Source organism: Nostoc foliaceum FACHB-393 (assembly GCF_014698505.1).
In the GTDB taxonomy this organism is placed as follows: Bacteria; Cyanobacteriota; Cyanobacteriia; order Cyanobacteriales; family Nostocaceae; genus Nostoc; species Nostoc foliaceum_A.
The window spans coordinates 362,022-386,319 of sequence record NZ_JACJTD010000003.1; the positions used below are offsets into that span (position 1 = coordinate 362,022).

Sequence of the window (24,298 nt, forward strand, 5' to 3'; positions counted from 1 at the left end):
ATTTAAAAAAGCTGATAATCTAAAATCCAAAATCTAAAATGGTCAAGATGCGGGCGTTATTGTCTGGGTATTACGGTAAAGGTAATGGTGGTGACGAAGCTTTGTTGGCAACGCTTTTGCAAATGTTACCATCTCACGTAACGCCTGTGGTGCTTTCTGGTAATCCAGAGGAAACACGCGATCGCTACAATGTAGAAACCTACGATCGCATGGCTCCCTTAGCTGTACTGCAAGCTTTGCGCTCAAGTGATGCCTTGATTTGGGGTGGCGGCAGTCTCATTCAAGATGTTACCAGTACTATCAGCCCATTTTATTATGGGGGACTGATGGCATTGGCGCAGAAAATGGGTTTGAAAACTGTTGCTTGGGCGCAGGGTATTGGTCCGTTAGTGCGTCCGCAAACTCGTTGGTTGGCACGGCAAATCTTTGGTAATTGTACTAAAGTTAGTGTCCGCGATCGCGCCAGTGCTGCTTTATTATCTGATTGGCAAATTCCTTGTATCATAGCTCCTGACCCGGTTTGGGCGTTGGAGTCTAAACCTGTTCCAGGACTTTGGGATTTACCTGCGCCGAGAGTTGCGGTAACGTTGCGATCGCATCCCCAACTTACAGAAACACGTCTGGCAAACTTGACTTGTGCTTTGGTGGATTTTCAAAAAGCTACGCAGACTTTTATTTTATTATTACCATTTCAAAAAAGTGAAGATTTAAGTATTGCCGAAGCTATTCAACCACACCTTAAAGATGTCAGCAAGATTTTGTGTCTAGAAGATCCGCAACTTTTAAAAGGTGTGTTTCGCGGCGTTGAAATGGCAATTGGGATGCGCCTGCACAGCTTGATTATGGCTGCGGCTGTTGGTTGTCGCTGCTTTGCTCTCAGTTATGACCCCAAAGTAAATCGTCTCATGGAAGACTTGGAAATGCCAGGGTGGGATTTGGCGAGTTTACCAGATGATCCCAATTTGATTAGTCTGACTTGGATGGAGCATTATGCCAATGGTGATCCTTTATCACCAGAGCAAATAAAATCTTTAGTAGATAGGGCATTAATACACCGTGAGTTATTGAGCCAAGCTTTTTTGTAATAATTCAGGCCAAAACCTCAGAAACCTAACCTTCTCCTAAAAGCAGAGGAAAAAGTTAGGGAGAGGTAGGTTAGATTTGGGAGATTTTAGTGTTAGCAATAATACTTTTAAAACATCCTCTAAAGCTTAAAACTAGTTTTACCTTTTTCCGCTAACAATTCCTGACCATTGAACTTTTTTCTCTTTCTCCCGACGGTAAGAAAAGAAATGCTCTGGAGTTTGGAAAGTACAATAAGGTGCGATCGCAATTTGTTCTGCACTAATCCCCATATTTTCCAGTTGTAAGGTATTCACTCGCCGGACATCCAGCCTTACCTTGCCAGGATTGGGGTCTTCTAGTAAAGGTGAATTTGGTAGCTCATGTAATGCAGTTACAATTTTTTCTTCGTCTTCATGTGGTATAATGCTAGCCCCAATTTCGGCAGCCACTTCGATAGAGACTTGATAAACCTCCCCAGCGATCGCTGGGCCCATCGCAATTCTCAAATCATCGAGTTTGCTGCCTTGAGATTGTAGTCTAGCGATCGCTAAGGGGACAATCTTCTTGGCAGTCCCCCGCCAGCCTGCGTGTAATGCTGCCACTCGTCCAGTTTTCACATCCCCAATCAACACGGGTGTACAATCTGCACTAGCTACCCAAACCGCTTGTAGAGGCTGCTCACTCATTAAACCATCTGCCGAAGCTAAATCCTCCCCAACAGAGCTTAAGAAGCTTTCAACTTCTTGGGGGGTGAGAACAGTATTGCCATGAACCTGCTTTAAGCGATAGACTGATGCCTCTGGTTGCAATACTTCTGTGATAACTTGTGGCGATCGCGGCCAAAACTGCTGGGTAAAGAAGCCGTGATGCCAATGTTCCAGAATACTACAAGTTAGATAAGGCAGTCCTTCCCAATTGCGCCAGTGCCAAGTGTGCATCTTCAACCAAACCTAAACAGAAATCACTCATCAGCCAATCAATGCTAACTTGAACAACGGAATTTGGGTTAACTGCTGTGGGATTTAATCTGCAAAACTTGGAAGCAGCCTTGAAAGCAGGGCGTAACTATACATATTTACCATTTTCCCTTCACTTTTTTGAAAGCGTCTCCTCAACAAACCAAACCCTCTGGAACTTACTCAACCAAGGGGCTATTTCAGGAACAGTAGTAATTGCAACTAGGCAATCTGCTGGGCGGGGACAATGGGGACGCGAGTGGATTTCTCCGGTTGGGGGATTATATGTTTCCGTGGCGATTTATTTTGACCACAAAATAGAGGCTACTGACAGTTACCAACTAACTTTTGCTACTGCTTGGGGAATTGCATCTAAATTGCGCGAGCGTGGCGTGAATGTTGGGATAAAATGGCCCAATGATTTAATTTTAAATAGTCGCAAACTAGGCGGCATTTTGACAGAAACCAAAGTAAACAAAGGACAAATCACTCAAGCAGTAATTGGTGTTGGTATTAACTGGACAAATTCAGTACCAGAAACGGGAATCAATCTGGAATCGTGGCAAGCTTCCCAAGATTTCAGACCAATTTCTTGTCTGGAAATGCTAACCTCTATAGTCTTACTGGGAATAGAATCCGGTATGGAGTGCCTTTGCCAAGAAGGAATAACCATACTCTTGTCTCGCTATCTAGATTTGCTTATAAACATGGGCGATCGGGTCTACGTCAATAATCTTTCAGGTACAGTAGTTGGGGTAACTCCTCAAGGAAATTTACGAGTTGATTTAGAAACAGATGATACAAAGGAACTAATTACACCGGAAATTTATATTGAACCCGGTACAATCAGTTTGGGGTACCATAAATCTTCCGTTTAAATTTGAGGTTTGTTCAAAATTTCGCTCTTTGGGCAAGACAAACCACTAGCATCATCTCTTTAGGCTAATTACACACAACTGAGAGAACAAATGACGCAGCGCAAAAATTCTGCCCCTCATCGTTTGCATTACTTATGGCAACAAGGTCTGACAAAAAAACGTTTTGCTTCCACGCTACCAGCTCAGAGCCTCTGTTGGCTGAGTAGCGTCAGCCTCCTTAGCGGCGGCTTTGTGTTTGCCCAAACGGAAACACAAATAGACAACATCGTTCCCACTGTTGAAAGTTCCCAACCAACAGCATTTACAAATCCAGTTAAAAAACAGGCTGTTGCGCCCCAAGCCGCGCCAGCGCAACCGGAATTTTCCCAACGGCGAGCCAGACTCAAACAAAGATTACGCAAGCCAGAGGTTGCTCAATCAAAAGAGCCAGTTAGGCAGTCTACACCCAAAATCGAAGCTGCTGAATCTGTTGTGATTATCAGACAGTCAAAACCCAAGGTAGAAGCTTCCCAGATTACACCTGCACGGGTGAGACAGGAAAAACCCAAGGTAGAAGCCTCCCAGGTTGCACCTGCACGGGTGAGACAGGAAAAACCCAAGATAGAAGCTTCCCAGGTTGCACCTGTACGCGTGAGACAGGAAAAACCCAATACCCCTGCCCGCTCTTTACCTGAAAAACTCCCAGAAGTTGCTCAACCATCAAATAACTCGAACAGTACTGTCAGGGCAACGGCGGGGAAAACCAAGGATTATAATAACGCCTATATTGATCCTAATAGTTATGACAGTGGTGCCACAGGTACTTATCAAGCACCAAATTCCGTAATTCTCACAGAACGTTCCAGTGGTTGTCGAGCCATTTTGCCTTCAGGGCAAAGCGTATTAGGCGGCGTTTGCGCCAAAGTACCCCAAAGGAGTGTAGCTGATTCTAATGGTAAACCAGCACCTAATTGGCTCAAAAGAAGTCAAAACGCCCAATTACCAGTAGTTCCACCCGTGCGGCAAGTTGCAACTACTGGCAATACCAGCAGATGGCGTGCTGCTCAAAGTGGTTCTAGTGGTGTCACCAAGAGCGCATTTCGCCCTAATCGGTTTATCCCCAGTCCCGGCGAGTTCAGCCCCACAAGAGTTAGTGCAACTCCCATCGCACCGAGTGGTGGAACTTTACCTCCACCAATGGCAGATGGCAATATTGCACCCCGCCCCAGCAACGTAGCTTACGACTTCTCACTAGCATCAGTATTGCCGCAAATCCCCTATACGGGGAGAGTTGCATATAGTGGTACGGGAATGATATATCCCCTGTCTATACCCGCTTCTATCACTTCTGTATTTGGTTGGCGAGTTCATCCAATCACAGGTAATCAACGCTTCCATGCTGGTACAGACATAGGTGCGCCTACAGGTACGCCAGTTTTGGCAGCAGCTGCTGGTCAAGTGGAAACTGCTAACTGGTTAGGCGGTTATGGTTTAACCGTTACCCTGAATCACAAATCGGCTCAACAAACCCTCTACGGTCACATGTCAGAAATCTTTGTTCAACCCGGTCAGTGGGTAGAGCCTGGAACTGTCATCGGTCGAGTTGGCAGCACCGGCAACTCCACAGGCCCTCACCTGCACTTTGAAGTCCGTCATCTGTCACCAAATGGGTGGGTTGCTACTGACCCAGGCGTGCATTTACAAAGCGGTCTCAGTCAGTTAGTACTAGGCTTACAAACTACTCAGGTAAGCCAGAAACCAGGCAGCTAGAAGAAAGTTAGGAGTGAGGAGTAAAGAGTTATGAATTTAAAACTCCAAACTCCAAACTCCAAACTCCAAACTCTTTCAGTTACAAATACCCGTGTTCTGCTAAGAATGCGGGTGTAATGCCATCCATACTAGTTTCATCAGTGGATCTGGTGTGTGGATTACCAGAGTAAAGGAATTTTTCCACGTATTTGCCGAGAATATCCCCTTCTAGATTTACCAAACTTCCAGGAACCAAATAGCGAAGATTTGTCTCGGCGTATGTGAGGGGAATTACCGCCACTTTGAATTGCGAGAGTTCTGGCTCATAAGCGGCTACTGTGAGGCTGATGCCATTGACGGCTATGCTACCTTTAGGGACAATGTAGCGTGCGATCGCCTCGGATGCAATAAAGGTCATTTCCCAAGAACTAGCCGTTTGTTCTGCCACTAGCAATCGACCGATGCCGTCTACATGACCCATCACAAAATGACCGCCAACTTTACTGCCCACCCTTAGCGACGCTTCTAAATTGACATATCTCTGTTGCGTTTGCTCACCTCCCAACGTTGTGCGGCGTAGAGTTTCCGGTGAAGCGGTGGCAATAAACCCATCTTTTAAAACTTTTTCCACTGTCAGGCAAACACCATCCACAGCAACACTGTCACCATAAGCTAAATCTTGCATAATTACTTCACCGGACTGGCTTTTGCAAGTAATTTGCCAAGAATCGCCCCCTAAGGGTTCCATCGTTCCTAATGCCTGAATTAATCCTGTAAACACGGCTTTTTTGTCAAACTAACTCTATTTATTGCCTAATTTTGGCTGAAATCAATTGGTAATTGTCACAGAAATTTCGAACATCCAAGTATATTTTCTGACTTTTTTTATTATAGGGATATTAACACATTAGCATCCTTCACAAGGCATACTTGGGTAAGAAGGTTATTGTCTAAGAAGACCAATTTGACTTACTCTGGTTTTCACCACAAGTTCGGAGTTTAATAGAAGCAATTATAGAGAACGAATGCTTATGTTTATTACTGTCGCCAAACCACCCCAAAAGGGGTACTATTTGTTACACAGCATCCAAGGTTCTCAAAGCATTGTAGAGGCCTAGCCAATGATTGAAATGAAAGTCGCTGGCATAGCATTAGATGCCATAACTCGCAGCCCGATCGTGCTTTTGAAAGATTCTTCAGATCGGCGGGCTTTGCCAATTTACATTGGTCAGGAACAGGCTAGGGCAATTATGGGTGCGCTGGAGAATCAGAAGCCTCCCAGACCCTTAACTCACGACCTGATTGTGAATATTCTAGAGGCTTGGAACATGACTCTAGAAAAGGTAATTATTCATTCCCTGCAAAAGGATACATTTTATGCAGCCTTAATTGTCCAGCAAGGCGAGGTCAAAAAAGAAATTGATGCGCGTCCTAGCGATGCGATCGCCATTGCCCTCCGTACAAATACTCCCATTTGGGTAATGGAAGAAGTGATTGCCGATGCTTCTATACCCGTTGATCGCGATGCAGATGAAGCCGAACAGCAAGCCTTCCGTGAATTTATTTCCAATCTCCGTCCTGAAGATTTGATTAAGCGTTTTGGTAATGGTGACAGCTAGGAAAGTTATGAGTTAGGAGTTATGAGTTAGGAATTAGGAGTTGGGAGTTACTTGCTTCAACTCCTAACTTTTAACTTCTAACTTTGTTAAAGATGCAATACCGACGCTTTGGGAAAACGAATCTGCACCTCTCGGTTTTTTCTCTGGGGACAATGCGCTACTTGGCTTCTTTTGAAAATGCTCACCAGACCATCGAACAAGCCTTAGCGCTAGGAATTAATCATCTAGAAACCGCCAGAGGTTATGGCAAAAGTGAGGAGTATCTTGGTAGGGCGCTAAAAGCTGGGTTGTCAGTACCCCGGACGAGGCTTTATGTCACTACTAAAATCTCAGCCACAGCAGATGCTGACACCATGCGTCGGTGTATCGACGAATCCCTAGAACGATTACAGCTAGATTATTTAGATTGCTTAGGCGTTCATGGCTTGAACACTTGGCAACATTTGGAGTGGGTACAAGCCAAAAATGGCTGTATGCAAGCTGTAGAGGAAGCTGTTGCCGATGGACGAGTGCGACACGTTGGTTTTTCTACCCACGGACCATTAGAGCTAATTCAGGCAGCAATCAATACAGATTTATTTGAGTTTGTCAATCTGCATTATTACTATTTTTTCCAACGGCACGCCCCAGCGATTCAGCTAGCTGCCGAGAAGGACATGGGCGTTTTCATTATTTCTCCTGCTGACAAGGGAGGACGTCTCTACACGCCACCCCAAACCCTAAAAGAACTGTGTAAACCGTATTCACCCCTAGAATTAAATTATCGATTTTTACTTAGTAATAACCGTATTACTACTTTGAGTATAGGGCCAGCAAACCCAGATGAATTAATGGAACCGTTGCAATTCGCCGACGATTGTGGAGAGTTAACATCAGCAGAAATTTCTGCTTTCCAGCAATTAGAACATCACCAAAAACTTGCTTTGGAAACTGATAATTGTAGTCAGTGTTATGCTTGTTTACCCTGTCCAGAAAATATCAATATTCCAGAGGTATTGCGGTTACGAAATCTCACAGTGGCATACGACATGAAAGACTATGGGCAATATCGTTACGGAATGTTTGAAAATGCTGGTCATTGGTTCCCTGGAATGAAAGGCAACCGCTGTACAGAATGCGGTGACTGTTTGCCTCGGTGTCCAGAAAATTTAGATATTCCAGCTTTATTGGAAGATACTCACCAACAATTAAGTGGGAAAGCAGGTAGGAGATTGTGGGAATAAAAATGTAAACAGAAGTTCAGTATTCAGTATTCTGAGGCATGGAAGTCACCACCCAGTCACACAGTCGTTATTCTGGCTCCCGAATTCTGAGTTCTTTCTTGGTAAAATTTATAAAGATGAAATAGAGTTAGGAAGATCCGCTGAACCTGGGGTATCTCGCGGAAAGTAAAGATGAAAATTAAAAAAAAAGAAATATCCTACGTCAATCACTGACGGTTTTCCGCTACAGTGGACGGGCTGTAAGCTTAGTATGGACTACTAGCCGATCGCTTACTATTTTTTTGGCTAGTTTAACTTTAGTGGCTGGTCTTTTACCGGCGGCGATATCTTACATAAGCAAGTTAATCGTTGATGCAGTGGTATTTGCATCTCAAGTTAATTCAGACAGCAATGATTTTGTCAATATCTATCCCTCCCTATTTTATGTAGGATTGGAAGCGATCGCTGTAATTCTACTAGCAGGTAGTCAGCGAGGAATTATCATTTGTCAATCGTTATTGCGGGCGCTAATGGGTCAACGGGTGAATGTACTGATCTTAGAAAAGGCGCTAACACTGGATTTGAGGCAGTTTGAAGACTCAGAATTTTATGACAAATTGACCAATGCCCGACGAGAAGCATCGGTTCGTCCCCTTTCCTTAGTAAGCCGCACCTTTGGGTTGGTACAAAATGCCCTTTCCTTAATCACCTACGGCATTTTGCTAGTAAATTTCTCAGTTTGGGCGGTAGTGGTACTGGTTTTGGCAGCCATGCCTGTATTTATTGCCGAAACGAAATTTGCCGGAGAAGCCTTTCGTTTGTTTAGTTGGCGTGCAGCAGAAACCCGCCAACAGCATTACTTAGAAAATCTCATAGCAAGAGAAGATTTTGTCACAGAAGTAAAACTCTACCAGTTGGGAGAGATGTTGTTAGGACGTTATCGCAGCCTATTTGAACAACTCTATGGCGAAGACCGTGATTTAACTCTTCGGCGAGGATTGTGGGGATATCTCTTGAGTTTAGTTAGTACTGGTGCTTTTTACCTAGCTTATGCTTGGATTGTGCTGGAAACAGTTCTAGGTAGGATTTCTTTGGGAGATATGACAATGTATCTCACTGTGTTTCGCCAAGGACAGTCTACTTTCTCCAATGCCCTCACTTCTATTGGAGGGATGTATGAAGACAACCTATATTTATCAAATCTCTATGATTTCCTGGAAGAAGAAGTACCAAAGTCTTGGGGTAATGCAACCATTGGTTTAAATCCTCAAGATGGTATCCGTTTTGAGAACGTATCATTTACTTATCCAGGAAGTTCCAAGCAAGCGTTGACAAATATTTCGCTGCATTTGAAACCCAGAGAGAAACTGGCAATTGTCGGTGAAAACGGTTCCGGTAAGACTACCTTAATTAAACTACTTACCCGACTATACACACCGGACTCTGGGCGAATTTTCTTAGATGGCTTGGACTTGCAGGAATGGGATGTGGATGTGCTACGTCGTCGGATTGGGGTGATTTTTCAGAACTTTGTCCGCTATCAGTTCACTGTGGGTGAGAATATTGGCGTGGGCGATGTAGAACATCTCGAAAACAAAACCCGTTGGCAAACTGCTGCTGAAAAAGGCATGTCCCAATCTTTTATCGACCAATTACCCCAAAGCTTCCAGACTCAACTTGGTCGTTGGTTTAAGGGAGGACAGGAACTTTCTGGGGGACAGTGGCAGAAAATTGCCTTGTCTCGTGCATTTATGCGATCGCAAGCAGATATCTTGGTGTTAGATGAACCAACATCAGCAATAGATGCCCAAGCTGAGTTTGAGATTTTCAATCATTTTCGCGCTATTACTCAAAATCAGATGGTACTTTTGATTTCCCATCGCTTCTCAACGGTAAGAATGGCTGACAAAATCGTAGTTATAGAAAACGGCGAAGTTATAGAACAGGGAACTCACAAAGAGTTGTTACAGCTAGGAGGACGTTATGCCAAGTTGTTTCTGTTACAAGCAGCCGGTTATCAATAGTATGTGAGATACTTTGTGAATTTAGATAGCGGATGCCTATGTTGGGCTGCGCCTACGCTCACTTTGTACAAAGCACATAACATCTCTATCTAACCACGTTAAACTGTTCAGTAAATATGGGTCACTAGACGCTCCGTATCGTTAAACATTGCTACCTGATAAAATTATGCAAATAACAAAACAGCGATACTATACCCCAGAGGAATATTTAGAGCTAGAAGAAGTTGCTGACTACAAGAGTGAATATATTGACGGGCAAATAATTCCTATGGCAGGTGGGACGATAAATCACAATCAAATAGCACTTAATTTGAGTACTGAGTTGAATTTTGCTTTTAAAAAGCAGAACTACCGAGTTTTCATGGGTGATGTTCGTCTATGGATACCCCAAAAGCTTACCTACACCTATCCAGATGTGATGATTTTGGCAGGTGAACCAGAGTTTTTTAACAACCGAAAGGATATAATTCTGAATCCACAGATTATTGTTGAGGTTTTATCAAAATCTACCAAAGGCTACGATCGCGAAGATAAATTTCAGGCTTACCGAACTATTTCTACTTTCCAAGAATATCTATTAATTGACCAAACTCGGATTCATGTAGATCAATTTTCCAAAATCGGGAAAAAACAATGGACGCTTCGTGAATATGATGAAGAAGATGAAGCGATCGCACTTGTAACCGTACCCTTTGAGATTTCTCTACAAGATTTATACAACAAGGTGAAGTTTGAGCCTGCTGAGTTGGAAGGGGAAAGTGCTGATGTTGAGCAATTGGGCTAAGGTGCGCTCACCCTACTTGTACAGAGCATCTTAAAAAGATTTAAGCTACTTTTAACGGTTTCTGAGGAAAAGTAATTGGCTCTGGCAGAGGTTTTCCTTGCTCTCCATACCATTCAATTAGAGACTCAATCACTTCATGTCCATGTTTAGCGGCTTCTTCATAAGTCTTGCCATGAGTGTGGAATTGCTGCCAAGGGAATTCCGGTAAGTGTACTAAGTAGCAATTGTCTTCATCTGACCATTGAATTACCATACTGTAGCGATCGCCCATTCTTCCTTCTCCGTATAATCATTGTTGCTTATAAAACCTAGCAAGTGTTAGTCTGACAGAAATAAATTTGGACGCACTCCTTCAGCGTGAAAAATGAGGGTGAGGGAGCCAGTCAGCAGGAAATTCTGATAATTTAAAGTAGCTTTTATTACTAATATATATTCAGTATAATTGAGTGAGCTTTGCTATCATAATGCCTTTGCTTGAATCTAGCATATGCAAAGCTATCTTTATTAAGATTTTCATCTAATTAACTTACAAAAGTTCCTTGCCATAAAGCATATGAAAACTACAGAAAGTTTTCATCTTCAAAGAGTAAAAGATTTACAAAAAATTTTTTCTGAAACTAATCTAGTAGAAGTTTGGCGTAATGTAGTTCGTAAACAATTACGGTCGCAAGACATTAGTGATTTGCATGATTATTATGACTTTAATATAAATATTAAGGAACGTAGTGCCTTTATTCAACAACAAATTCTTAGTGGTCAATATCGTGCCAAATCTCCTCTAATTTATAAATTAGAAAAAAAGTATGGTGTATGCAGGCATATAATGTTGCCGTGTCCATCGGATGCACTTGTTTTACAGACCATCGTTGAAAAAAGTCTGCAAGAAAAGCTATTAAATGTTCAACCTAATAAACAAGCTTATTATTCTAGAGATAAACACTCTCTTAAATTACCACACGAATTTAAAAATTTACGAGACTACCCTTGGCATATACAGTGGAAAAAGTTTCAAAAAGAAATTTGGAAATTTGGTAGCAATTGTAATTTTTTGGCAGTTACTGACATTGCTAACTACTATGACAGTATTGGACTTAGAGAACTACGTCATATAATTTCTAGTCAGATTGAGACATCCGAAGTTGTTTTGGATCTTTTATTTACTATCATTGAACAACTTTCATGGAATCCAGACTACTTACCGTCATCATTGAAAGGATTACCAACTATCAATCTAGAAGCAGCAAGATTATTAGCTCATGCATTATTATTTGAGGTTGACGAGGTTATTCAATCTAGAACAAAAGGTAATTTTGTTCGCTGGATGGATGATATTAACTTTGGTGTTAACTCTTTTGAAGAAGCTTGTGAAACATTAGGAGTAATAAACGATGTGTTAAAAAGTAGAGGATTAGCCTTAAATCTTGGAAAAACCAGTATATATAATCCTGAAGAGGTTGAAAGACATTTTTTAGTTAAAGAAAATAAGTTTTTGGATTCAATCAATATAAAGGAAACCGATATAATTAAATACAATGAAATAATTTTTAAACTTTATGAAGAATTTAAAAAACATCGGGAATTAAGTAAATTAAAAAGTTGGGATAAAGTTACTAAACGTTTTTTTACAATAGCAGGTAAACTAAAATCTAATATATTATTAAATGATATAAAAGAGTTGTTTTTAAAAAATCCTAGCATTCGAAGCAATATAATTTACTATTTATCTTTGTTAGGTTTTTCTAATGAGACTTCAATAGTAGTTATCGAAATATTAGAAGATTTAAAAGTATATGATGATGTTACTCTATTTTACATCGTAAAACTTCTTACTGATTGGTCTATTCCAAATAATCAATATTGCAAAGGGATAATCGACAAAATTTACTCAATATTAAAGAAAAACAAAAAGCCATTTGATTACTATTGTACGTTATGGTTTATGGCAAAGTATGGTAAACCTCAAGAAATTATCTCTTTAATACAAAGTAATAAATCAATTTGGATACATGATCCATTTCTGAGAAGACAAAATATATCTGTAATTCCAAGAATTATTTTTTATAGACATGATTTATGTCAGAAAATGCTAGATGAAGAAACATCTTCAGGGCTAGAAGACTGAGGCTCAGTAGCAAACAACATCAGATATCTTGGTAAGCAAGAAAAATTATCTTTTGATTTAAATGCTTACCTATTTCCAAAAACTAAACAAACTCCTTATCCACTTGCAAAATATTTAATACTGTTAGCTTGCTTATCCTCAGAACATTTAAAATCAGATGAAAGCGTAAAGAAAAAAGTTTTTGAATATATCAACGATCCTTGGTATTTAAATTGGCTGGAGACATATGTTTATTAGTTGTGTGCTTAACAAGTAAGTTATTGCTTATCATCTCTAATTTCACAAAGCATGAATAGTTACGATCGCACCCTTCCCCTCATTTCTCCACCAACTTAGATAAAATCACTATGGTGCTACTTAACTCCAAATCTGATGAAAAGCGATGTCTGGCGACAAGCCGCTTTGCATCTACGCTCTTGTTTTTGCCCCCTTTGATATTTCCCTCATTAAGTTAACCAAACTCTCTAACTATCGTTGCTATCGGCAGAAATAGTGATAGTTCATTGTCTTGAAAAGGAATAAACTCATACTTGAGATAAAATTCCTTTGCTTGTAAATCTATAGCATCAACTCTCACGGCGTACATACCAATTTCTTGAGAAACACAAACAGCACGATAGAGGGCATCAGCTAACAATTCACCTCCTAAACCTTGTCCTTTAACCGAGTTATTTACAGCTAATCTGCCAATCAGCATTGCTGGAATTGGATAGGCTGGCATTCCACTCTGATAAGATTCTGGTAAGGATTCATACTCAATAACGCTAGCACTGACAGTATAATAGCCATCAATATTCAAGCTTCCTGATGCCGGAATTGCTACAAATGTTTTAGCAATTCCTTTATTATGATTTTGCCGTGCATATTTCTTGAGATAATCATTAAAGATTGCATAACCGCAATCAAAAGAATCTCTTTGATACTTTTTATCAATTGGTACAAAATTCCATCTTGCCTCGCTATCATTTGTCATATTTCTGTCTATATTTGTGAATAGCAGATTTGAGTTTTCCCTTCAGTTCTGGTGGATTTTCCATTACTGACATAAACAAATCTCTATCAAGATTAGACAGCACCAGCCTTTCATTTGCATCTATATCTTGCTTGGCAACTGGCAAAACATGAAAAAGTGTATAAGCACTCAAAGAAATTCCTTTAAGACTCGCAGCCCTTTCTAATAGTTCTTTCTGCTCTTGGGTAACTCGTAAATCGATACGGCAATCTTTTGCAGATGATGTGTCTGACATGGCTAATTCCCACTTTTAGCTGAGTCTCTATTTACAGCATAGCTAATTTTAGTGGACAATGTACACACAAAAGCTGGAACAAGATCATTTTTTCATCACTCTAGGTGAATTAAAAAACTAGCATGGAGATAGCGTAGACGCGTTCGCGAAGCGTCTCGGAGAGAAGCGGCTTGTCGTTAGACATCGCACCATCCCCCACTAACTTAGATAAAATCACTATGGTGCTACTTAACCCCAAATCTGATGAAAAGCGATCGCCTCTCTTCCCCTTCTTCTCTTCAACGTCCCGAACTACTCGCACCAGCAGGTAACTGGGACTGTGCTAAAGCTGCTGTGGAAAATGGGGCAGATGCGATTTACTTCGGTTTGGATCGCTTCAACGCCAGAATGCGGGCAGAAAATTTTACTGAGGCGGACTTACCTCAATTGATGACATTCCTCCACCGTCGAGGCGTAAAGGGTTATGTCACTGTCAACACACTAATATTTCCCAAAGAACTAGCAGAAGCACAGCAATATCTCCGCACAATTATTGCAGCAGGTGTGGATGCGGTGATTGTCCAAGATATTGGTATATGCCGTCTCATCCGCCACCTTTCCCCTGATTTTCCCATCCATGCTTCCACCCAAATGACCATCACCAGTGCGGCTGGGGTGGAATTTGCTAAATCTCTCGGCTGTCAATTAGTGGTGCTGGCGCGTGAATGTTCTCTTCAGGAAATCAATAAAATTCAGCAGCAGATTGCCCTACAGGAAACTTCGCTGCCCTTGGAAGTCTTTGTTCACGGTGCTTTGTGTGTGGCGTATTCCGGTCAGTGTTTGACTAGTGAGGCTTTAGGCGGACGTTCTGCAAATCGAGGTGAATGTGCCCAAGCTTGCCGGATGCCCTACGATTTAATCGCTGATGGGGAAGTTGTAAATTTAAAAGAACGCAAATATTTACTCAGTCCTCAAGATTTAGCAGGGTTAGATGTTTTGCCAGATTTGGTGAAATCAAGAGTAACTTGTCTCAAGATTGAAGGTCGTTTGAAAGCTCCAGAGTATGTTGCCAATGTCACCCGTGTTTATCGCCAAGCTTTGGATCGGGTGATGCAGGAATTGGAAAGACCTAACCCCCTAACCCGCTTCCCTACAAGGGAAGGGGGAATAAAGACTCCCCTCTCCGTTTCGGAGAGGGGCTGGGGGAGAGGTCAAACAGATCAAGAACACTACAACTTAGAGATGGCATTTTCTCGCGGACTCTACACGGGTTGGTTTGGCGGGATTAATAATCAGGAACTAGTTCACGCCCGATTTGGTAAAAAACGTGGGGTTTATTTGGGTGAAGTCAGCCGCATTCACAACGAACAGGTAACAGTCAAACTAGAAGCGCCTGTAAAACCAGGGGATGGAATTGTGTTTGACTGCGGTCATCCAGAGGCGAAGGAAGAAGGTGGCCGGGTTTATGCTGTGGTATCCAAAGGTAATGAAACCATGCTGTCCTTTGGGCGAAATGACTTGAACCTACGCCGAGTACATATAGGCGATCGCATTTGGAAAACCAGTGATCCAGAATTAGATAAGCAACTACGTCAAAGTTTTGCTGGTGAGAACCCCCAATTTCAGCGTCCGATTGACTTGGAGGTTTATGGAGAAGTTGGTCAGGCATTGATTGCGATCGCTCGTGATCAACTCGGTAATATTGTACAGGTAGAGTCCGCAATTTCTCTGGTGGAAGCGCACACCAAACCCCTAGATACAGAACGTTTACAAGAACAATTCGGTCGTCTTGGTAACACCCCTTTCTGTTTGGGAACGCTAACCAACCACCTCAGTGGTACTTTCATGCTACCCGTCAGTGAATTGAACCGGATGCGGCGGGAAATCGTGGCGCAGTTGGAAAAATTGCGAAGTCAACCCAAACGTTGGCAATTATGTTCTGATGTCTCTTTCCAAGACTTACTACCCTCTTCATCTTCCTCATCCCCCACCCAGCGGGAAGCTAAAGCTACATCTCCTGCACTCATCGTCTTGGTACGAAACCTCAAGCAACTCCACGCCGCCCTCAAAGCTGGTATTGAAACACTGTACTGTGAATTTGAAGACCCCCGCGCCTACCGAGAAGCCGTGCAGCTAGTACGCCAACAAGGGCAACAATCCCCACTGCCCACAATTTGGGTTGCACCACCCCGAATTACGAAACCAGGGGAAAATTGGATTTTGCAGCAAGTACGTGCCTGTGAGGCAGATGGCTATCTGGTACGGAACTATGATCAACTGCAATTTTTTGCCAAAGACCGTTGTATCGGAGATTTCTCACTCAACGTTGCTAATGCCTTAACAGCAGACTACTTTCAGCAACGCTTTGGTTTAGAAAGGCTGACGGCATCCTATGACCTGAATATTACCCAACTGCAAGACCTACTCACCAGTTGTCCACCCCAGTGGTTTGAGGTGACAATCCATCAGCATATGCCGATGTTTCACATGGAGCATTGTGTATTTTGTGCCTTTCTATCAACGGGTACTGACTATACAAACTGTGGACGACCCTGTGAAAAGCAGGAAGTGAAATTAAAAGACCGTGTAGGTAGCGAACACGTTCTCAAAGCAGATGTAGGTTGCCGCAATACTGTATTTAACGGCACTGCTCAAACGGGAGCCGAGTACGTACAGCGTCTTATAGAACTGGGATTACGTCACTTTCGTATCGAGTTTGTGAATGAAACACCAGAGCAAGTGAGTAAAACAATACATTTTTATAGTCAATTATTGCAAGGTGAGATTACAGGTTCCCAACTCTGGCGTGAGTTGAAGTTGCAAAATCAATTAGGCGTAACTCGTGGCCCGATGGGAGTGTCAGCATTGCGGTCATAATTCGTTTTGCGATCGCGGGGGGCTGCGACTTGAAAATATTTTGTATCTTGGTTATAAAAATAGCCCCTCATCACTAGTCTGTGATAGTATCAGCACCCGATTGGGTGAAATGGATAGAGTGATTAGCAATGTTCTGATAAGTTATGCGACGTTTAAGGAGAGTCCTAAAAACCATTCATATCCTTCCCTAAATCTTTGCTTACCATTGTTTTCAATGATGCTACCATGAGCCACAATAACTCGCTCGAAGTCCCAAGCGAGTATATTTTTAACTGATTGCCTTACCTTTTCTTTTTCTTGTGTAGATAATCGCTCTAGCCAAGACGGACTAAGGGTTTTATATGCCCCAATTACCCTAGCCGCTAATTGTGTTATTAGTGGAAAGCTTTCATCAAAATGATAAGCAGTATCTGTTAAGACTAAAGTCTGACTTTCTGGATGAAAGAAAACACATTCATTCAGCAAATCAGGCCCACTTAAACCGAAGGTTCTAAAACCATCAAATAACAAATATTGAATTTCATCCAAAAAATTATTTTCATCTGCTTTGATGATTTGATCAATTGGAAGTTCAGGCTTTTTTGAATTTAGTCCAGGTGCAGCCCAAAACGTTGCTTTTGGGTACAAATGCTTGAATTTGGAGGCGAACAGATAGTGATAAAGATTAGGGGCCACAATATGCTTCACATTTCCAATTTTATTAAGTTGATCGATGGTTGCCTCATCAACCTGGATTGGAGAGATAACAACCAGTTCACTATTTGCAAGGCTAATAACTGTCATTCTTGTGCCTACGCTAAGTCCAAAATATCTCAATGGTTGTTCAGCAATCCAAATATTTTTGTCAATCTCCCTGAGCATAATTAACTGCAACTCGGTGGTAAAAAATACATTAGGAATATAGCAGGCTATCAAATTGATATAGCAATCCGAATTGAAACTTGAGAAAATACGGAGAGAAAAATTACGTATTTATTAAGCATGACAGCGATTTTGTCTCTCACGAATGATTTAGGATTGCTATATTTTAGATTACTGCTGAAATCTCTCAACATCTGTTAGTTTCTCGTACCTGGTTACTGTTTCCTGATTTTCACCACTAATTACCTAAAACCGCAAGAAGGCTCCCGCTTACTCGTTCACGAAGTGTTCCCGAAGGGTAGAGAAGCGGTGAGATGAATTGCGGGTTAAAAACGAAACGCCTCTTGACCGATACTGAGCGTAAGCGAAGTGCAGGGTTGGAGGCATTTGAGTTTTTGAAAATATTCGTAATATTATTACCTCAGTAAGTTTGACGTAATAATGCTGGTATTTGAGGCAAAGCTGGAAGGAACGAACGAGCAGTATCAGTCGCTGGATGAAGCGATTAGAACTGCTCGTTTTGTTCGCAATGCCTGCCTGAGATACTGGATGGATAACCGAGATATTGGCAGATATGAGTTGAGCGCTTATTGCGCTGTACTCGCTGCCGATGAAAACTTTCCTTGGGTGAATAAGCTTAACTCTATGGCTCGACAAGCTTCTGCTGAAAGAGCATGGAGTGCAATTGCTAGATTTTTTGACAATTGCAAGAAAGGCAAGCCAGGGAAAAAGGGTTATCCATGTTTCAAGAAAGAACAGACACAAGGGAGCGTTGAGTACAAAACTAGCGGGTGGGTGCTCTCTGCTGACCGTCGCTATATCACTTTTAGCGATGGTTTTAAGGCAGGAACCTTTAAGCTCTGGGGAACCCGCGACTTGCATTTTTATCAGTTGAAGCAGTTCAAGCGAGTGCGGGTTGTGCGTCGTGCGGACGGCTATTATTGCCAATTTTGCATTGACCAAGAGCGAATTGAAAAGCGAGAGCCAACAGGTAAAACCATCGGACTTGATGTTGGGTTGAACCACTTCTTGACCGATAGCGAAGGCAACCAAGTCGAAAACCCGCGTCATCTCCGTAAAAGCGAGAAGTCTTTGAAGCGGTTGCAACGCCGTTTTTCTAAGACTAAGAAAGGTTCCAAAAATCGAGCTAAGTTTAGAAACAAACTGGCTCGCAAGCACCTCAAAGTAAGTAGGCAGCGTGGAGACTTCGCCGTGAAGTTGGCGAGGTGCGTAGTCCAGTCTAACGACTTGGTAGCCTACGAGGATTTGAAGGTGCGAAATATGGTAAGGAATAGACACCTTGCAAAGTCCATTAGCGATGCAGCATGGACTCAGTTTAGGCAATGGATTGAGTATTTTGGCAAAGTTTTTGGAGTTGTCAGTGTTGCCGTGCCATCTCATGGAACTAGTCAAAATTGCTCTAATTGTGGTGAGGCAGTGAAAAAATCTCTCAGCACCAGAACTCATGTCTGTCCTCATTGTGGGCATATTCAAGACCGTGACCATAACGCTGCTCGAAACATACTTGAGATAGCACTCCGTACCGTGGGGCACACGGGAACGTCAATCGCCTCTGGAGACATCGACCTCTGCGTGGGTGGAGAAATCCCTCCAAGTAAGTCGAGTCGTAGAAAGAGGAAACCCAAGAAGTGATTCTTGGAATCCCCCACTGACCTCTTCGAGGCTCAGTGGTGGGAGTATGTCAAAGCAGTTGAAAGTATTGGCTATAAATTACAGGTACGTTATTTATTTGGGGGTTTCCATCTCGGAGAAAGTTACCCCCATAGCGTTCCCCCTTCGGGTAGCCGCATCGCTCAGAAGTTTAGTCTCCTGTGTTGATTTTGGGGCGGTATTTTTTACAAATTGGTCTGTCTTCTGAGTTTCAAAGCTGCATTCCGAAGAATTCTCAATATGCTACTTGCGCCCCGAACCCACTTAAGGGGATGAATCGACACCAAAAAGTAACCACCTAATAAATCTGTGGTACAAAGAACTGTTCATTCAGGGGTGGTCTGACATAGCTATCAGCAGCCTTCCTGGGGGACAGTTTTAGAGCTTGGGGGGTCATATCCACGTAGGAAATTTTGCTGAGGATGTGGTAAATACAATTCAGGCGAGCACGTTTTTTGTCGTCTGCTTCGACGGTGAACCAGGGTGCTTCAGGAATATTCGTGTGGGCAAACATGACATCCTTGGCTTTAGAGTATTCCACCCAGCGATCGCGCGATTCGAGATCCATCGGACTCAGCTTCCACCGCCGTGCTGGATCAGTGGTTCGGGATTGAAAGCGCCGTTCTTGCTCATCATCGCTGACAGAAAACCAATACTTCAGTAGAATGATGCCCTCACGCACCAACATCCGTTCAAATTCTGGACAATCTTGGATGAAATTCTTGTACTGTTCTTCTGTGCAAAAACCCATCACATGTTCTACCCCAGCCCGGTTATACCAGCTGCGATCAAACAAAACAATTTCACCCGCAGCTGGCAGATGAGCCACATAGCGTTGGAAATACCATTGGGTCTTTTCGCGATCGCTGGGCGTGCCTAAAGCGACGAGCCGGCAACCACGCGGATTCAATGGCTCCGCAATCCGTTTAATTGTACCCCCCTTACCTGCGGCGTCCCGTCCTTCAAAAATAATTACGATGCGGGCACCTGTAAACTTCACCCAATACTGCATTTTCACCAATTCTAATTGCAGCTTGGCTATTTTTTTTTCGTAGAGCCGACTGGATAGTTTAGAACTTCCTTCACCTTCAGTTGTGTGTTTTTTGAATTTTTTCGCGGCCTTTTTCTTAGCTTTTAACTTTGCCAGCGGGGATTCTATAGCTTTTTTAATCGGATTTCCATTGTCTTGCTCGGTGTTCATAAACTTTTTTGCGGTTAATGTTTAAAGACGATGAGGCAATAGTTTTCAAGCATAACTGTTGGCAACCAAGAAAATTTGCTTGATTTGACACTAGCCAACCCAACATATTGTAGAACAGCATACGCAATTAGACGAAAAATAAAAAGCTATTAATTACCATTAGCAAGAGTGATAAATATATCGCCGAAACAAAAGATTTATCTAATCAAGCAATTACTCTTATTATAATAAGCCAAGTTTATATTCAAATAAGCGATCGCTTCCTATAAAAAATATTTTAAATAGGTATTAGAGTTACAAAATTACACGAAAAAGCAAACTTTCTTCTGCGATGATCTGAATACGTATATTGTGGGGTAGGCAGCGTTCGACTGACTTGTACTAAGCGTTGTCGTAAAGCCTGCGGCATAGCTACGCTTAGGGCGCATCTTCTTGTAGAGAAGTAGCGCTCACGCCGAAGTAGGATGAGCTAAAGAGTCACTCCCACAATAAAAAAATGTTATGCATTCAATTAAGAATCACCATTATTAATTATGACTAATATCTCCTTACCCAATAATGATTGGAATACTGCCCTTTACCAAGATAAACACGCTTTTGTTTGGCAGTATGGTGAGGACTTACTAAACTTCCTCAACCCTAAACCAGGAGAATCGATTTTGGATCTTGGCTGTGGTACTGGACAACTTACAGAAAAAATTGCCCAAGCTGGCGCTGAAGTAATGGGAGTTGATCATGCACCTGCAATGATAGAAAAGGCTAGGCAAAACTATCCCCATATCCGCTTTGATGTTGCTGATGCTAGGAACTTTCAAGTAGACAAATTATTGGATGCTGTATTTTCCAACGCTGTACTACATTGGGTGAAAGAAGCAGATAGTGCAATCGCTTCCATACATCAATCCCTAAAACCCGGAGGTCGTTTTGTGGCAGAATTTGGTGGTAAGGGAAATGTGCAAGCGATCGCCACAGCTTTGGAAAGCGCCTTAGAAGCAATTAATATTCCTGCAAAAGCCCTAAATCCTTGGTATTTCCCTAGTATCGGCGAGTACGCCACCTTACTAGAACAGCAAGGCTTTGATGTCATTCATGCCATCCTTTTTGCTCGTCCAACTTCCCTAGCAGAGGGAGAAGCAGGTATGGCAAACTGGATTCAGATGTTCGCCAGTGCCTTTTTAGCAGGACTTTCTGGTGAGCAACAAATACAACTAATTCGCGTCGTGGAGGAATATCTCAAGCCGACGTTGTATCAACAAGGAACTTGGACGGCAGACTATCGAAGAATTCGTATAGTTGCCATAAAACTTTAAAATTGCGCGAATTTTACTTATGCCTTAATTACGAATTAGTATCAGCTATGCATATACCTAAATTGTGCGATGCCTGCGGCTGGCTGCGCCAACGCCAGACATCATTTTCATTACTCCTAACCATTAGCCTCACCACTTTACTAGCCCCGCCCTCGTTAGCGCAAACCCCCCCAATACCCTCGCCTTCTGATGCGCCTCTAGAACTAGACTTATTGACTAAGCCAAAAGATTATGTAATCACAGCTAACACCATAAACCCAGAACGATTAACCGTTCCCAGTTTATGGTGGGCACAACAAAACTCTGAGAGAAAGCTATTAGATAATTGGATAGCATATCCAGCTTCTGAACAAGAACCTGCACGAGTAGACTTGATCGTGAATCAGCAAATTTGGAGCCTACTAGAGTATGTAGAGCGCTACGACTTCGTGAATCGCTTGGGTAGCACTGCACGGAACTTTGGTTACAACGTCCGGGTATTTAACTATCAAAAAGAACCCTTAGCAACCTACACTTGCAACTTTAGTACAAGTCCAGCTTTATGCAGTATCCAAACAAATGTCAAAAATAAGATAGGGTTACAGCGTTTATTCTAGTCAGGAGTTAGAGGATGGGGAATTGGGAGCAAGGTGAAAATTCCTCTTCTCTACCCAATATCCAATTAAACTTTAATTTTGGCGAATAAAGACTCGTATTGTTTTATTGCTGATGGGGGTAAAGGAAGCAAAAATTCACTTTTATCAAAAACTTCGCCATCGCTCTGTAATAAGCTCAATAATGGTTTTGGGATATCGGAAGCGACAATATTTGTAGAAATTGGTGAATTACTTTTGGTCAGCACAGAAATTTGTTTAGCTGTGCTTGGTTGCCAACAAAAATCAATCCATTGATCTGATAAAGTAACCCTAGGAATACCTGCGGGACGTACCCACAAGTCTGCCCAGATTGCTGTTCCTGATTGGGGAATAACTGCGCCAAGTTGCGGATAAGCTCCCAAAACTGGCAGTACATCGCTTGACCAACCAACCGCTAGCCAAGTATCTCCCATAATTAGAGGTTCCAAGTAGTTATTGGAACTGTATAACTTAACCTTTCGGTTTAATGTCTGTAATTCCTTTTCCAAGTCTGGTACTTGGTCAAGATTCTCTGTATTGTAAGATTTTCCTAGCTTCTTTAAGACCAGACCAATAACTTCTCGTGGTTGATTAAGTAGGGAAATGCGCTGCTGCACTTCATCCCGCCACAAATCACTCCAATCTTTGGGGGTCCATCCTAATTTTCGCAACTTGTCACGGTTATAAACAATCACCGTGCTACCCCACCTATAAGGTGCACCCCAGACCTTCCCTTGAGTATCCAAGTTACCTTGGTCGTTGCGCGTTACTAATTTTTTCCACCTTTCATCTAAAGCAGACCACTGCTTTAATTGGTTTCCCTGTACCTCTTGGAGTGGTTGAATCAATTTTTGCTCAATAGCTGCTTTTAACCAGTAATCTCCCAATGTCACTAGGTCTGCATCAGTCGTTTGTTGACCTTGCCTAAAGGGTATAAAACGGCTCCATCCCTGCTCATCGGTGCTTTTTGGTTTCTGCTGCCAATTCTGTAATTGCTGAAATAAATCCTGTATCTGCTCAACTGGAGCAAACTTTAATTGCACCTGTTGCTGCAAACTTTTGTGGAATTGATTAACTATCTGGCCAGGTATAGAACCTTTTAATAACTTTACTTTTAGTTGCGTCTGGTTGTTTCCACCACAACCAAAAAGCACTTGTGAAAGTGCCAATGTACTTGTACCTAGCAAAAAAGACCGTCGATCCATTGATTTTGGATTTTGAAATTTTTGATTATACCTAATATTAAGCAGAGATTCACCAGAGGGTGACTAACTGAAAAAGTGTAGTTGGGGAGTTATCAGTATTTTTTCTTGGTAATATCGCTAATTTTGACTATTTGACTCAAATTAATGATTTTTTTGGCAAATACTTGCCTCAAGTTGGATTTTTCTCCATAATTTTCCTCATTAGTACTTATGGTCAAACTTTACTTATATTTAGAAGTAATGATTTAAATTTCACTTTTGCACCAAAAATTATCAATACTTAAATAATCCCTAAGTAAAGTTAACATTGAGAGTCAATTGAATAACATAAAGAGAATGTACGGATGAGGGTATTAAATGGAGCCATTACAGAAGCAAATCCTGACTTTAAGCGAAAAACTGGATGCGCTCTGCCAAGTGATTGAGCAGCTTGATGGTAAAGTTGCTCAAGCTTTCTCAGAGTGTTCTTTAGCGAATACACAAGCAAAGCATAATTATCAGGAAAATGGTGCGGCTGGAGGCTACCAGTTCAAAGGACGTAACAATTTCAATCCAGAAATGGAGCACAAGGATGTATTGACAGATGGTATGTATCTAGACATGCATCGTCAAAGTGGAGATAACATAACACCAGAAATTCAAATACAACGACTGACAGCGCAACTAACGGCAGCATACAATCGCATTGCTGCTTTAGAAGAACAATTACTCAGAGAGAGAATTCATTAAATTTAACCTGAGTTAAACGAATAAAAAAATGGCTGGAGGTAGAGAAGGTAAGCCTTTAGGTTCAATGTCGAGTGATGGCTTTGTAAGAATATATTAAGTTTGACACTCCCCGCTCTAAAGAGACGGGGATTCTTGGTTCTCTGACTCGCCGTTAGGCAGCAGGCTTGCGCCAACGGCCCAAGAGGGCAAATCTCCCCAAGCGTAGCTTCCGGTGTGCCCCACCGTA

The 24,298-nt window shown here is 42.1% G+C and carries 22 protein-coding genes; 14 read left to right on the forward strand and 8 right to left on the reverse strand.

Annotated features, from left to right (window positions below):
- Positions 1 to 47 precede the first annotated feature (47 nt).
- Positions 48 to 1,085 carry a polysaccharide pyruvyl transferase CsaB gene (gene csaB, locus H6G92_RS05160; RefSeq protein WP_190891476.1) on the forward strand — a complete coding sequence of 346 codons (1,038 nt, stop codon included), beginning with the start codon at positions 48 to 50 and terminating at the stop codon, positions 1,083 to 1,085.
- 138 nt (positions 1,086 to 1,223) lie between these two features.
- On the opposite strand, the gene pgeF is transcribed toward csaB, so the two are convergent.
- Positions 1,224 to 2,003 carry a peptidoglycan editing factor PgeF gene (gene pgeF, locus H6G92_RS05165; RefSeq protein ID WP_190891421.1) on the reverse strand — a complete coding sequence of 260 codons (780 nt, stop codon included), beginning with the start codon at positions 2,001 to 2,003 and terminating at the stop codon, positions 1,224 to 1,226.
- Between the two features lie 77 nt (positions 2,004 to 2,080).
- Between pgeF and H6G92_RS05170 the strand changes: the two genes are divergently transcribed.
- Both H6G92_RS05170 and H6G92_RS05175 read left to right on the forward strand, forming a co-directional pair.
- Positions 2,081 to 2,899 carry a biotin--[acetyl-CoA-carboxylase] ligase gene (locus tag H6G92_RS05170; RefSeq protein ID WP_190891423.1) on the forward strand — a complete coding sequence of 273 codons (819 nt, stop codon included), beginning with the start codon at positions 2,081 to 2,083 and terminating at the stop codon, positions 2,897 to 2,899.
- Positions 2,900 to 2,989: 90 nt separating this feature from the next.
- Entirely contained in the window at positions 2,990 to 4,648 is a 1,659-nt protein-coding gene (locus H6G92_RS05175; protein WP_190891425.1) for a M23 family metallopeptidase, read from the forward strand.
- A 79-nt stretch (positions 4,649 to 4,727) separates the two neighbouring features.
- Here H6G92_RS05175 and H6G92_RS05180 read toward each other — a convergent pair whose 3' ends face one another.
- Positions 4,728 to 5,408 carry a riboflavin synthase gene (locus tag H6G92_RS05180; protein WP_190891427.1) on the reverse strand — a complete coding sequence of 227 codons (681 nt, stop codon included), beginning with the start codon at positions 5,406 to 5,408 and terminating at the stop codon, positions 4,728 to 4,730.
- 340 nt (positions 5,409 to 5,748) lie between these two features.
- Between H6G92_RS05180 and H6G92_RS05185 the strand changes: the two genes are divergently transcribed.
- From H6G92_RS05185 to H6G92_RS05200, 4 genes are all read left to right on the forward strand, one after another.
- A complete protein-coding gene (locus tag H6G92_RS05185; protein ID WP_069072850.1) occupies positions 5,749 to 6,246 on the forward strand; it encodes a bifunctional nuclease family protein in 498 nt (165 codons plus the stop codon).
- Positions 6,247 to 6,338: 92 nt separating this feature from the next.
- Positions 6,339 to 7,469 (forward strand): aldo/keto reductase, encoded by a 1,131-nt coding sequence (locus tag H6G92_RS05190; protein ID WP_190891430.1) that lies wholly within the window; start codon positions 6,339 to 6,341, stop codon positions 7,467 to 7,469.
- A gap of 194 nt (positions 7,470 to 7,663) precedes the next feature.
- A complete protein-coding gene (locus H6G92_RS05195) occupies positions 7,664 to 9,472 on the forward strand; it encodes an ABC transporter ATP-binding protein (protein ID WP_190891478.1) in 1,809 nt (602 codons plus the stop codon).
- 166 nt (positions 9,473 to 9,638) lie between these two features.
- Complete coding sequence (locus H6G92_RS05200) at positions 9,639 to 10,256, forward strand: Uma2 family endonuclease (protein WP_190891432.1); 618 nt, start codon at positions 9,639 to 9,641, stop codon at positions 10,254 to 10,256.
- Positions 10,257 to 10,296: 40 nt separating this feature from the next.
- Here the strand turns inward: H6G92_RS05200 and H6G92_RS05205 are convergent, their stop codons facing one another.
- Positions 10,297 to 10,527 carry a type II toxin-antitoxin system HicB family antitoxin gene (locus H6G92_RS05205; RefSeq protein WP_190891434.1) on the reverse strand — a complete coding sequence of 77 codons (231 nt, stop codon included), beginning with the start codon at positions 10,525 to 10,527 and terminating at the stop codon, positions 10,297 to 10,299.
- 282 nt (positions 10,528 to 10,809) lie between these two features.
- Between H6G92_RS05205 and H6G92_RS05210 the strand changes: the two genes are divergently transcribed.
- Positions 10,810 to 12,378, forward strand: coding sequence for an RNA-directed DNA polymerase (locus H6G92_RS05210; RefSeq protein ID WP_190891482.1), 1,569 nt, complete (start codon positions 10,810 to 10,812; stop codon positions 12,376 to 12,378).
- A 451-nt stretch (positions 12,379 to 12,829) separates the two neighbouring features.
- Here the strand turns inward: H6G92_RS05210 and H6G92_RS05215 are convergent, their stop codons facing one another.
- Positions 12,830 to 13,351: a GNAT family N-acetyltransferase gene (locus H6G92_RS05215; protein WP_190891436.1), complete on the reverse strand. Its 522-nt coding sequence runs from the start codon at positions 13,349 to 13,351 to the stop codon at positions 12,830 to 12,832.
- Positions 13,341 to 13,625, reverse strand: a complete 285-nt coding sequence (locus H6G92_RS05220; protein WP_190891438.1) for a type II toxin-antitoxin system TacA family antitoxin — start codon at positions 13,623 to 13,625, stop codon at positions 13,341 to 13,343. The genes H6G92_RS05215 and H6G92_RS05220 overlap by 11 nt, the downstream gene beginning before the upstream one ends.
- A gap of 243 nt (positions 13,626 to 13,868) precedes the next feature.
- On the opposite strand from H6G92_RS05220, the gene H6G92_RS05225 reads away from it, so the two are divergent.
- A complete protein-coding gene (locus H6G92_RS05225; RefSeq protein ID WP_190891440.1) occupies positions 13,869 to 16,481 on the forward strand; it encodes a U32 family peptidase in 2,613 nt (870 codons plus the stop codon).
- Positions 16,482 to 16,622: 141 nt separating this feature from the next.
- Here the strand turns inward: H6G92_RS05225 and H6G92_RS05230 are convergent, their stop codons facing one another.
- Positions 16,623 to 17,342: a DUF4336 domain-containing protein gene (locus H6G92_RS05230; protein ID WP_190891442.1), complete on the reverse strand. Its 720-nt coding sequence runs from the start codon at positions 17,340 to 17,342 to the stop codon at positions 16,623 to 16,625.
- Between the two features lie 441 nt (positions 17,343 to 17,783).
- Here H6G92_RS05230 and H6G92_RS05235 point away from each other — a divergent pair, with 441 nt between their 5' ends.
- Both H6G92_RS05235 and H6G92_RS39070 read left to right on the forward strand, forming a co-directional pair.
- Positions 17,784 to 18,995: an RNA-guided endonuclease InsQ/TnpB family protein gene (locus H6G92_RS05235; protein WP_190891444.1), complete on the forward strand. Its 1,212-nt coding sequence runs from the start codon at positions 17,784 to 17,786 to the stop codon at positions 18,993 to 18,995.
- A 3-nt stretch (positions 18,996 to 18,998) separates the two neighbouring features.
- Entirely contained in the window at positions 18,999 to 19,181 is a 183-nt protein-coding gene (locus tag H6G92_RS39070; protein ID WP_190971394.1) for a hypothetical protein, read from the forward strand.
- Between the two features lie 130 nt (positions 19,182 to 19,311).
- On the opposite strand, the gene ppk2 is transcribed toward H6G92_RS39070, so the two are convergent.
- Positions 19,312 to 20,214: a polyphosphate kinase 2 gene (ppk2, locus tag H6G92_RS05240; protein ID WP_190891446.1), complete on the reverse strand. Its 903-nt coding sequence runs from the start codon at positions 20,212 to 20,214 to the stop codon at positions 19,312 to 19,314.
- A 533-nt stretch (positions 20,215 to 20,747) separates the two neighbouring features.
- On the opposite strand from ppk2, the gene H6G92_RS05245 reads away from it, so the two are divergent.
- Positions 20,748 to 21,524 (forward strand): class I SAM-dependent methyltransferase, encoded by a 777-nt coding sequence (locus H6G92_RS05245; protein WP_190891448.1) that lies wholly within the window; start codon positions 20,748 to 20,750, stop codon positions 21,522 to 21,524.
- A gap of 47 nt (positions 21,525 to 21,571) precedes the next feature.
- Positions 21,572 to 22,120, forward strand: a complete 549-nt coding sequence (locus tag H6G92_RS05250; protein ID WP_242059046.1) for a hypothetical protein — start codon at positions 21,572 to 21,574, stop codon at positions 22,118 to 22,120.
- Positions 22,121 to 22,185: 65 nt separating this feature from the next.
- Here H6G92_RS05250 and H6G92_RS05255 read toward each other — a convergent pair whose 3' ends face one another.
- Positions 22,186 to 23,343, reverse strand: coding sequence for an extracellular solute-binding protein (locus H6G92_RS05255; RefSeq protein ID WP_190891450.1), 1,158 nt, complete (start codon positions 23,341 to 23,343; stop codon positions 22,186 to 22,188).
- A gap of 357 nt (positions 23,344 to 23,700) precedes the next feature.
- Between H6G92_RS05255 and H6G92_RS05260 the strand changes: the two genes are divergently transcribed.
- Positions 23,701 to 24,072, forward strand: a complete 372-nt coding sequence (locus H6G92_RS05260) for a hypothetical protein (protein WP_190891452.1) — start codon at positions 23,701 to 23,703, stop codon at positions 24,070 to 24,072.
- Positions 24,073 to 24,298 lie beyond the last annotated feature (226 nt).